Annotated in this window: 9 protein-coding genes; 4 read left to right on the top strand and 5 right to left on the bottom strand. The window is 53.6% G+C overall.

What is annotated here, in order from left to right; translation table 11 throughout:
- Positions 1 to 38 precede the first annotated feature (38 nt).
- Together ACTU44_RS07490 and ACTU44_RS07495 are read right to left on the bottom strand one after the other, a co-directional pair.
- Complete coding sequence (locus tag ACTU44_RS07490) at positions 39 to 719, bottom strand: DUF1013 domain-containing protein (RefSeq protein ID WP_114099193.1); 681 nt, start codon at positions 717 to 719, stop codon at positions 39 to 41.
- A gap of 307 nt (positions 720 to 1,026) precedes the next feature.
- Positions 1,027 to 2,034: an NAD(P)H-quinone oxidoreductase gene (locus ACTU44_RS07495; protein WP_462097094.1), complete on the bottom strand. Its 1,008-nt coding sequence runs from the start codon at positions 2,032 to 2,034 to the stop codon at positions 1,027 to 1,029.
- Positions 2,035 to 2,155: 121 nt separating this feature from the next.
- Here ACTU44_RS07495 and ACTU44_RS07500 point away from each other — a divergent pair, with 121 nt between their 5' ends.
- Together ACTU44_RS07500 and ACTU44_RS07505 are read left to right on the top strand one after the other, a co-directional pair.
- On the top strand, positions 2,156 to 2,344 hold the full coding sequence (locus tag ACTU44_RS07500; RefSeq protein ID WP_258548763.1) for a DUF1192 domain-containing protein: 189 nt from the start codon (positions 2,156 to 2,158) through the stop codon (positions 2,342 to 2,344).
- 501 nt (positions 2,345 to 2,845) lie between these two features.
- A complete protein-coding gene (locus ACTU44_RS07505; RefSeq protein ID WP_114099194.1) occupies positions 2,846 to 3,295 on the top strand; it encodes a DUF1465 family protein in 450 nt (149 codons plus the stop codon).
- A gap of 105 nt (positions 3,296 to 3,400) precedes the next feature.
- Here the strand turns inward: ACTU44_RS07505 and ACTU44_RS07510 are convergent, their stop codons facing one another.
- Both ACTU44_RS07510 and rpmE read right to left on the bottom strand, forming a co-directional pair.
- Positions 3,401 to 5,230, bottom strand: a complete 1,830-nt coding sequence (locus tag ACTU44_RS07510; protein WP_462097095.1) for an adenylate/guanylate cyclase domain-containing protein — start codon at positions 5,228 to 5,230, stop codon at positions 3,401 to 3,403.
- Between the two features lie 256 nt (positions 5,231 to 5,486).
- Positions 5,487 to 5,711 carry a 50S ribosomal protein L31 gene (gene rpmE, locus ACTU44_RS07515; RefSeq protein ID WP_114099196.1) on the bottom strand — a complete coding sequence of 75 codons (225 nt, stop codon included), beginning with the start codon at positions 5,709 to 5,711 and terminating at the stop codon, positions 5,487 to 5,489.
- 278 nt (positions 5,712 to 5,989) lie between these two features.
- Between rpmE and cyaY the strand changes: the two genes are divergently transcribed.
- A complete protein-coding gene (gene cyaY / locus ACTU44_RS07520; RefSeq protein ID WP_462097096.1) occupies positions 5,990 to 6,322 on the top strand; it encodes an iron donor protein CyaY in 333 nt (110 codons plus the stop codon).
- 46 nt (positions 6,323 to 6,368) lie between these two features.
- Entirely contained in the window at positions 6,369 to 8,165 is a 1,797-nt protein-coding gene (locus tag ACTU44_RS07525; RefSeq protein ID WP_336080429.1) for an ABC transporter transmembrane domain-containing protein, read from the top strand.
- A 165-nt stretch (positions 8,166 to 8,330) separates the two neighbouring features.
- Here ACTU44_RS07525 and ACTU44_RS07530 read toward each other — a convergent pair whose 3' ends face one another.
- On the bottom strand, positions 8,331 to 9,641 hold the full coding sequence (locus ACTU44_RS07530) for a M23 family metallopeptidase (RefSeq protein ID WP_258548764.1): 1,311 nt from the start codon (positions 9,639 to 9,641) through the stop codon (positions 8,331 to 8,333).
- Positions 9,642 to 10,134 lie beyond the last annotated feature (493 nt).

A 10,134-nucleotide genomic window follows, 5' to 3' on the forward strand; every position in this document is an offset into this window, starting at 1 on the left:
AGAAAAAAGGCCGCCCGTCGGGCGACCTTTTGTTTTGATCAGGAGCGGAAGAGATTTTCGGCCGCTTCCATGTAGTCGGAAGTTTTCGGCTCGTCCTTCTTCTCGGCAGCTTTTTTGCCCGGATAATCCGGTTCCGGATTGATCTGCAATTCTTCGGGCAGCGGATCCGGCTCGACATCGCGGGCGATTTTTTCCGGGTTCTTCGAACGTGCGATCACGACCTGCTTTTCAAGGTCAAGTTCGGTGCAAAGGCCCATGGTAACCGGGTTGCGCGGGGTCAGGTTGGCGGAATTCCAATGGGTCCGGTCGCGGATCTTGCCAATGGTATCCTTGGTGGTGCCGATCAGTTTGCAAACCTGCGCGTCAGACAGCTCCGGGTGATGCTTCAGCAGCCACGCGATCGCATTCGGGCGATCCTGGCGCTTGGAAACCGGGGTGTAGCGGGCACCTTTGGACTGCGCACGCGGGCGTGGCAGATCGGTTTTTGCCATTTTCAGGAATTCACGCGGATCTTTTTCACAGCGCGCAATTTCATCCTTGGTCAGCTGACCATTGGCAACCGGATCAAGTCCGACGATACCCTGACTGACGTCACCATCAGCGATTGCCTGAATTTCAAGCTCGTGAAGCTCGGTAAAGGCGGCAATCTGCCGGAACGACAAGCCGGTATTGTCGATAAGCCATACAGCGGTTGCTTTGGGCATGAGGGGCTGTGCCATAATTCCTCCTGTTTCCTTCTTTCTCTCTGGAGACCGGCGTTGGGTATGAGCCCAAAAAGCGCGGGAATCTTTGCCCCAGAATATAATCTCTTATGGTGGTCCGGCAATGCTGCAAAGGCAACCAAGGGGTGATCCAGGGTTGCCGCGCATCGTCGGAGCCGCCATTGCGTTCTTTTCGATCAATGTGCGGGTAAATGCAACAATCTGTTGCGGACTTGTGAAAAGAATATTTCTTTTCGATCCGCAATCATAGTCATGTTGCGATGGAACGGTCAGATAAACTGTTCAGACCAGCATCCATCAACGATCAATCGACTTCCAGTATCACTTTTCCGATGTGTGCGCCACCCTTCAATATGGCATGCGCGTTCTGTGCATCGGCAAACGGGACAGTTTTATAGATCACCGGGCCAATTTTACCGTCTTCGATCATCGGCCAGACCCGGTTGCGCAGGGCATCGGCGATTGCGGCCTTGCTGGCGACAGGTTGCGCACGCAAAGTCGATCCCATCAGTGTCAGACGTTTAAGCAACAGCGGGGTGAAATTGGTTTCGGCCTTGGGGCCGCGCAAGAAGGCAATGATCAATATCCGCCCCTCGACGGCTGCGGCCTTGAAATTGCGGCTGACATAGTCCCCCGCCACCATATCAAGAATGACATTCGCCCCCTTGCCATCGGTCGCTGCCATCACGTCTTCGACGAAATCCCGGGTCTTGTAATTGATGGCAATATCCGCGCCAAGATTAAGGCAAGCCTCGCATTTCTCGTCGCTGCCCGCGGTGGCGATGACCTTGGCGCCAAACGCCTTGGCAAGCTGGATGGCGGTTGTCCCGATGCCCGAAGTCCCGCCATGCACAAGGAATGTTTCCCCGCTTGCAAGTCCGGCTTTGTCAAAAACATTGTGCCAGACAGTAAAGAAGGTCTCGGGAAGGCCCGCAGCCTCAATCATTGAAAGACCCCTGGGAACAGGAAGGCATTGCGCGGCTGGCACGGTGGTATACTGGGCATAGCCGCCACCGGTTACCAGTGCGCACACATGATCACCAACATTCCAGCCGGTTACATTGGCGCCAAGTGCCACAATCTCACCCGCCAGTTCCAATCCGGGAATATCCGATGCACCGGGCGGCGGCGGGTACATGCCCGCGACCTGCATCAGATCAGGGCGGTTCACACCCGCGGCACGAACCCGAACCAAAACATCATCATCGCCAAATACCGGAACATCAATCTCGCCCAGTGCCAGATAGGGCGCATCGGCATCCTTGCGAATTTCGACGGCTTGCATTTTCGATGGCAATTGATGATTGGGCATGGTGACCTCCGTGGCGAAAAGTTAGTTTAATACCTATCTAGGGTCGGTGCCGAATTCAATTGCCCAATTGGTGCACGGAACCGTTCGGCAAAGGTTTGATTGCAGGATATGGAGGACAAGCGTGGACGAAGAAGAACTCGGCAATTTCATGAAGGGGGCTTTTGGTCTGCCGCGGAGCCTTGAAGGCATGTCGGTGGATAGCCTGAAGGAGTATCGCGTTGCTCTTGAACAGGAAGTCAAACGGGTCGATGCCGCACTTGAGCATCGCAAGGGCGCGCATGCCGGCGCAGAGGCATTGTTCAAGAGTTAGGGCAAAGTATCGACAAGAGTTGGAGAGGCGGTTTGAAGTCTCTCCAAACACTAGACGTGAGGATAAAGATTTTAAACCTGAGGTTAATTGAAATTTAAACTTATCGTCTTATATGTGGAATAGAGGGTCATCTGTTGACCCCCTTGTCGAACGTGATGTTTCGATGCCTCCCTGTTAAACTGAGCCGCCCTTTTTGGGCGGTTCTTTTTCTTTGTCTTGTATCTTCAAATACTTGTATGGCGCGGATTGCGCGGGATTGCCGCAGATTGTGTGCGCAAAATACGTAAAAGGGTACGGGTTAATACGTATTGTCACATTTGTGCCATGAATAGCCTTGACCGCTTATGAACCGCTGGCTAAAGTTCGGCCACAAGAAAAACAAAACCAAAAAAGTCCGGCAAGTTTAGCAGGTTGAGGTGAGACCGCCCCGAAAGTGGGCGGTCTTTCTATTTGGGGCTTCTGTGTCTTGAAGCCGCCCCGGGCCTTTCCAATATTATATGGATGACATATGAGCATCCCCCGGCGTCGCAGAAGGCGTCATATCAGAGCAACTTCGCGGTCATTCACTTCTCGCGAACATATGACGAAGCCTTTACGCTGCTCGTAGAGGCGCGCAATTACCTTTCTGCTCACAGAAGCCAGCGCGGCAAAAAGCAAAATAGCGGTGAAGCGATTGCACGGTGTGTCGAAGAAATGCGCATGACCACCCGTCTGATCCGGGCCATGGCTTGGTTGCTTGCTGTACGTGCCGTCGAAGAGGGGGAAATCCAGTGGGAAGAGGCGGTTGATGTCGACAACCTGATGGTTGACCTTCGGGTCTGTCTTGAAGAGCGCAACGAGACTTACGAGTTTCTGTCACCAGGACTGGTCGATCTGATGCATCGTGCACAGGCGCTTTATATGCGAACGGCCCGAATGGAACTTCAGGTCGCCGCGCGTTGTGCCAACTGATTGCCTGAGAATCCCGAAATCAAGCAGAGAACATACCCCCGCTTGGGCAAAGGCCCCGGGCAGTCGGGTTCTGACGATGATTGAAGTGATCAATCTCGGGGGATGTCAGGCGCGGGATTGAACCTGGAATACTTCGACCGGTTCAGCAAAGCCTTTCATCTGACGTGTTCCCATCGAGACAAAAGCAGCGCGGCTACCACTATAGGTGTCTTTGACGTTGGCTGATACCAGCGTTTCGTCACCGCCTGCCTGTGCACATACGCGTGCGGCAAGCTGAACAACGGTGCCAAACAGGTCATTTTCTTCGGCAATCGCCTCGCCGGCATTAATGCCGATGCGAATCTGGAATTTCATATCCTGTGAGGCATTGTGGATTGCCATATTCTTCTGAATTTCAATCGCTGCTTCGACAGAGCTGGCAGAAGACGGGAACACGGCCATAATGCCGTCGCCCATATGCTTGACTTCCTTGCCATAGTTATTGATCAGGGCCGTGCGAACGATCTGGTTATGAATATGGACCATTTGCTGGGCGCCATGATCGCCCAGTTCCTGGGTTTTGGCTGTCGAATTGACAATGTCGGTAAACATCAGCGCATGAAGCTTCTTGCCTGCTGCCCCTTGCGGACCTGCGGCGGGCTTTTCGCTCCAGTTCGCGATGGCGCGCGAAACTGACGTCATGATGCTTTTCTCGTCTCTAAGGTAGGCATCCATCGATTCGCGACCAGCGCCGTACATATCCTTGTATTTCGGCTCAAGGATGTAACTGTCTACATTTTTGCAGAATGTATCGGCCATGCTTTTGTTCGCGCCAAGGGCCGAGATGCAGTCACGCAAAACCGCGCGCCCGTCTCTTTGCTCCAGGGCGTTCTTTTCGCTGCAGGCATCACAGGCACCCGCGACATACAGATTGACGCCAAATTTATGATAGGCATCAAGAACCGGCACAGTGCGTTTGATCGCCTGCATCGACCCGGAGATGAAGTTTTTCATCTGATCGCGGGTGGCTCGCATTTCTCTGGTCTCGACCAGTGGTCGATCAGGCGTATCATCAATCGGGGCGTCTTTTGCCTCGTCCTCCGATGCGTCATCCGTGCTTTCAACCGATGCGTCCGTATCAGCATCGTCATCCTCTTGGGCCAGTTCTGCTGCCATCTCGGCGGCTGTTTTTCGCGTCACAGAAGTTTGTGCTGCTGTGGCGCTGCCCGACTGGCTTGCGCGGGATACCTTGCCGCGCGCCTGTCTGGGCGACCGGCTTGTTGATGCTTTGGTTCGGCTGCGTCCTTTGAATTTCTTGGTCACAGCCATCAGCATCGGCACGACGCTGGCAAGGAAGCCAATCGTAAAGGACATGAAGTTGGCTTTGTCATAAAAGCCCTGACTGATATGCATGCCCATACTTGGCAGATATTCAAGTCCCTTGGCCGCTACAAGCATCGTTGCCAACCCGATCGCAATCGCGATGCAAAACGCAATCATCATCTTGAGAGCAAGACCAAAAATGCTTTGGCCTTCCTCTGCAACGGCACGAGCAGGGCGTCGTTTGACGGGTTCAGCTGTTGCAGTACTGCTTTCCGTACTGTCAGAAGCTGCCTCGGCGGGGGCCGGCGATGGTGCCGGACGCGAGGCAGGTGCCTTGGCCTGTGCTTGCGGGCGGGATGCCTTTGGCTTGCTTTGGACGTTACTGTTTTCCAGGCGGCCCTGACCACGCGTTTCGTAGACGACATATTCGTCCGAACTGTTGGTCGCGTGATTATAGACTTCGCGAATCACTTTGACGCCCGAAACATGGTTCGCGCGTTCAATATTCTTCGCTTCTTCTTCAGCCTGTTTTTTTTGCGCACCAGTAAAGTGGCCGTGGATCTGCCAACGGCCTGAGCGGTCTTTTACATAGACCTCATAGCTTACCTGATTACGCGCCGCCACTTGGTTCATCTATAAACCTGGTCGTTTTGACAAGCCAAAGAGGGCGGCGAATTAAATGCCACCCTGTCCTGACAAATGGAATTATGGCAAAAAAAAGCCGGGATAACCATCAGATATGCTGCATAGCAGACCAGATTTGTCGTCATTGGCAGTTTTTTGTGTGGTCTGCTCCATCAATCAATGGTTCAGACAAAGAAAAACGCCCGCAGCATCAATCAGATGCAACGGGCGCTGATCCCACAGAACACAGAAATGTGTTCTTTGCTTAGTTGCCGATATTGAAACCAGCGAAGCGCTTTTTGAACTTAGCAAGCTGCCCGCCGCTGTCCAGAAGACGGTGAACACCAGTCCAAGCCGGATGGCTTTTCGGATCGATGTCAAGCTTCATCACGTCGCCCGGATTGCCCCAGGTCGACTGCGTGGTGAAGGTGGTGCCGTCAGTCATCTGAACGGTGATCTCATGGTAATCGGGATGGATATCTTTTTTCATCGCCTAATCACTCCGGAATTTGAAGCGCGGTGTATAGTGTAAAAAATCGGCTCGCGCAACCCCTGTAACCGGTTTTATCCAATTAACGCCAAATGAGGGGAGTGCAGTAACGATCTCGCGGTCATGTAGCAGCCGCAGACACAGGTTTCAAGCTTTTCTCGCAAGGAGCATCTTATGCATACTTGCACAGCACACTTTATATAGTATGGTGCGCCAACAATTGATTATCGCCTTGCCGGGGCCAAACGCGCTTCCGGCGACAGACGGAGAACAAGACTGTGGCCCTTGAGGAAACCCGCTTCCATCAGATTGCAGATGAAACAATCGAGACCCTCTCTGATGTCATTGATGACGCGCTGGGCGATGCGCTTGAAGTCGATTTGCAATCTGGCATCCTGACAATCGAACTCGATTCGGGTGAGCAATTCATTATCAACAAGCATGGTCCGAACCGTCAGGTCTGGCTCTCTTCACCGGTCAGTGGTGCAAGTCACTATGACTTTGACGAAGATAACGAGACCTGGACATCAACGCGTGGTTCGACCACGCTTCATGATCAGCTTGCGATGGATATTGCGGTGAAAACCGGAAACAAACTTGATCTTGGCTGATCTCTGAGCGGCTTTGTCGTTCCCAATGCATACGGGATAAAGTGCCTTGGCGCGTACACCTTCTGCTTCTGCAAAACTGATTGATCGTGAAACCAGCCGGAACCTGTCGTCACTGAGGGCGATCGTTCCCTTTGTTCTGAAATACCGGTTGCAGCTGGTCGGGGCCTTGCTTGCGCTGGTGACGGCATCGGGAACCGTTCTTGCCCTTGGCAATGGTTTGCGCATGCTGGTCGATGAAGGCTTCGCTGACGGCGATGGCGGTCTGCTTGACCGGGCACTGTTCGTTCTGTTTGCCGTGACCCTGCTTCTGGCGGGGGCAAGCTATATGCGCTTTTTCCTGGTCTCCTGGATCGGGGAGCGGGTTGTCGCCGATATCCGCTCTGCCGTGTATCGCCATATTATCCGTCTTGATTCCGCATTTTTTGAAGTGACCCGGACCGGTGAGGTTCTTTCGCGTCTGACGACGGACACCACACTTTTACAATCTGTCATCGGATCGAGTGTTTCGATCGCCTTGCGCAATGCGTTGATGTTTGTCGGTGGTCTGACGATGCTTGCCATCACCAGTCCGAAACTGACCGCCCTTGTCCTTCTGGTCGTGCCACTGGTTGTGATCCCGATTGTCGGCTATGGCCGCCGGGTGCGCCGCCTGTCGCGCGAATCCCAGGATCGGATTGCGGATGTCAGTGCCTTTTCCGAGGAAACGCTGAATGCGTTGCGTACGGTTCAGGCCTATACCCACGAAGAAATCGAAAGCACGCGCTTTAACGGCCATGTCGAGGGGGCATTCAAAACGGCTGTCGCCCGTATCTCGGCCCGTGCCCTTCTGACTGCTATTGTCATTGTCATGGTGTTCGGGGCAGTTGGCACGATCCTCTGGATTGGGGGGCATGACGTCCTTGATGGCGTGATTTCAGCGGGCGAGCTTTCTGCCTTTGTATTTTATGCGGTGGTTGTCGCCGGATCGGTCGGTGCTATCAGTGAAGTGATCGGTGATTTGCAACGCGCCGCCGGGGCGGCCGAACGTCTTGTCGCCTTGCTGGAAACCGAACCAAAGATTGCAGCACCCGAAAATCCGGTGACTTTGCCGGTCCCGCATCAGGGGCATGTCAGTTTTGAAGATGTCACGTTCCATTATCCGGCCCGTCCGGATCGATCCGCACTCGAAGGTCTGACCCTTTCGGTCAGGCCGGGTGAAACGGTTGCGCTGGTCGGGCCATCAGGGGCGGGGAAAACCACAGTCTTCCAGTTGCTGCTGCGTTTCTATGATCCGGACAAAGGTGCAATTCGGGTGGATGGTGTTGATATCCGCGAAGCTGATCCGGTCGATGTGCGTGAACGCATTGGTCTGGTTGCACAGGATCCGGTGATCTTTGCTGCCAATGCCTGGGACAATATTCGCTATGGGCGGCCGGGTGCCAGTGATGCTGATGTCCGTGCCGCAGCCGAAGCCGCGCATGCCAGTGAGTTCCTTGACCGTCTGCCCGATGGCTTTAACACCTATCTTGGTGAAAAAGGTGTCCGGTTGTCTGGTGGTCAGCGTCAGCGTATTGCAATCGCACGTGCGATCTTGCGCAATCCGTCGATCCTGCTGCTTGATGAAGCCACCAGTGCGCTGGATGCGGAAAGCGAACAGGTGGTGCAAAAGGCGCTTGAAACCATCATGGCAGAGCGGACGACACTTGTGATTGCCCATCGCCTGGCAACAGTGCTGCATGCCGACCGGATTGCGGTGATTGATGATGGCAAGCTGGTTGCGATCGGCACCCATCAGGAATTACTTGAAACATCCCCGCTTTATGGCCGCCTGGCCAAGCTGCAATTTGATCGTGATGCGGCCTGATCAGGGTCGCAGGTTTGTTCAGCGTTGATCGCAAGAATGGTTTCGATCAATTGAGGCTATGCTGGGTGGTATCGCCCGTCTCATGATGATCACCTGAAACGGTTTCAAAAAAAAGCCTGCCCGACATGACGTGGGGCAGGCTTTTTTATCTGGTCCGGCTTTGGGCTATTCGGCGCTGGCAATCTTGCGGTTATCAAGGGATAGCTCGGCATATTGCTTGCGCAGGATGTCGGCATCCGCAAGGAAGGTCTTCAGCTCGTCACCTTTAAGCTTTTTGCCACTTGGCATCTTGACGCGGATCGGGTTGACCTGCGCATTGTTTTTCAGGATCTCGTAATGAAGATGCGGGCCGGTTGATGCCCCTGTGCTTCCGACATAGCCGATCACGTCACCCTGTTTGACGCGGGATCCCTGTTTGAGGCCTTTGGCAAACCCCTTCATATGGGCATAGGCTGTTTCATAGGAATCATTGTGACGGATGCGGATGTAATTGCCATAACCGCCATTGCGACCAATTTTGGCAATCGTGCCATTGCCGGCGGCAAAGATCGGGGTGCCGCGCGGGGCGGCGAAGTCAATGCCCTTATGCATCTTGGTATAGCCGAGAATCGGATGCTTGCGCTGGCCGAATCCTGATGACAGGCGCGCACCATTGATCGGGGTCCGCATCAGTGCGCGGCGATAGGATTCACCCTTCTGATTATAGAAGTCGGTTTCACCGTTGCTGTCGGTATAGGAATAAAGACGTACTTCATTGCCGCTCAGGGTCATGCTGGCATAAAGCACATCACCATAGCGTACGCGTTCGCCCTTGTCGTTCTCGAGCTCCTGATACATGACTTCGAAACTGTCACCTGGCTGGATGTCGCGCTGGAAGTCGACTTCATAGGAATACAGTTCGATCAGATTCATCAGAACAGGGATCGGAACGCCATTGCGCTCGGCCGCCAGAAACAGGCTCTGTTCGATGGTGCCAGAAGCGACATTCTTTTTGGTGGTCAGTTCGATCTTGTCTGACGATGCTTCAAAACCGTTATCGGTACGCGAGACCGAAACAATGGTTTCGGCGTCGGGCTGGAAACTCAGTTCGTCAAGAAGCTCGATGCTGTCTTCCATCGGGGCTGAATAGACAAGATCAAACTCCTGACCGGCGCGTAGCTTGCGCGGGTTATAAACATCGCGCAGCGCTTCGATGGCATTATAGGCCACCGTGCGTTCAAGGCCGGTTTCTGTCAGGGTCGCCATCAGGTTCGATCCTTTTTCAAGGACGACTGTCTCGCGGCGCGGTTCGATGTCGGGAATGCTTGCCGTTTCTGTAACGCCACTGACGGGATTCTCGATCAGGTGGCTCTCGGCGGCACTTGCAGAAAGGGCAGTATCTGCAGCGTTGGAATAATGATCGGATAACAGATATCCGGCTGTTCCCCCCAGAATTGCCATCACACTTGCAATAGATACCAAGTCTCTTCCGGCCATTGCCGTAGAACTCCCCTAATAACCAATAATCAGTTTGCTCAACCCGTTACTCTTTGCGGCAACATCGGCTCAAACCTTATACATAAAAGCTCAAGCGATGTGAAACGCCAATTCGCACCGGTCGTATCTGCTCCCATTGGGCTATAATGGCGCGATTTCCTTTACGAACCGTTGAAGGCATTGCGCGCCATTAATCATGATGGGCGGCGCTGAAATGGCAGCTGACCATGGCAACAACAAGGCAGACCATTAGGGCAATGAATTTGCCTGTTTTCTGCTTTGCAAGCTCACAGGTGATGTGTGCTTGTCCGGCAGGGCTGTTGCCCGCATCGGCTCCGTATAGGGGGATACATATATATGTGTCTCGTATATGTGAGCTGAGAAGGCTGTCATTTTGCTGGATCAAAAAGGGTGCAGGAGCTTTAAGCTCTGATGGTTCAGCACAAGATGGATTTAACAGTGGTATGAGCTGATCAACCAGTGCGGGAGTGTC

It is taken from the genome of Thalassospira sp. SM2505 (genome assembly GCF_054901115.1).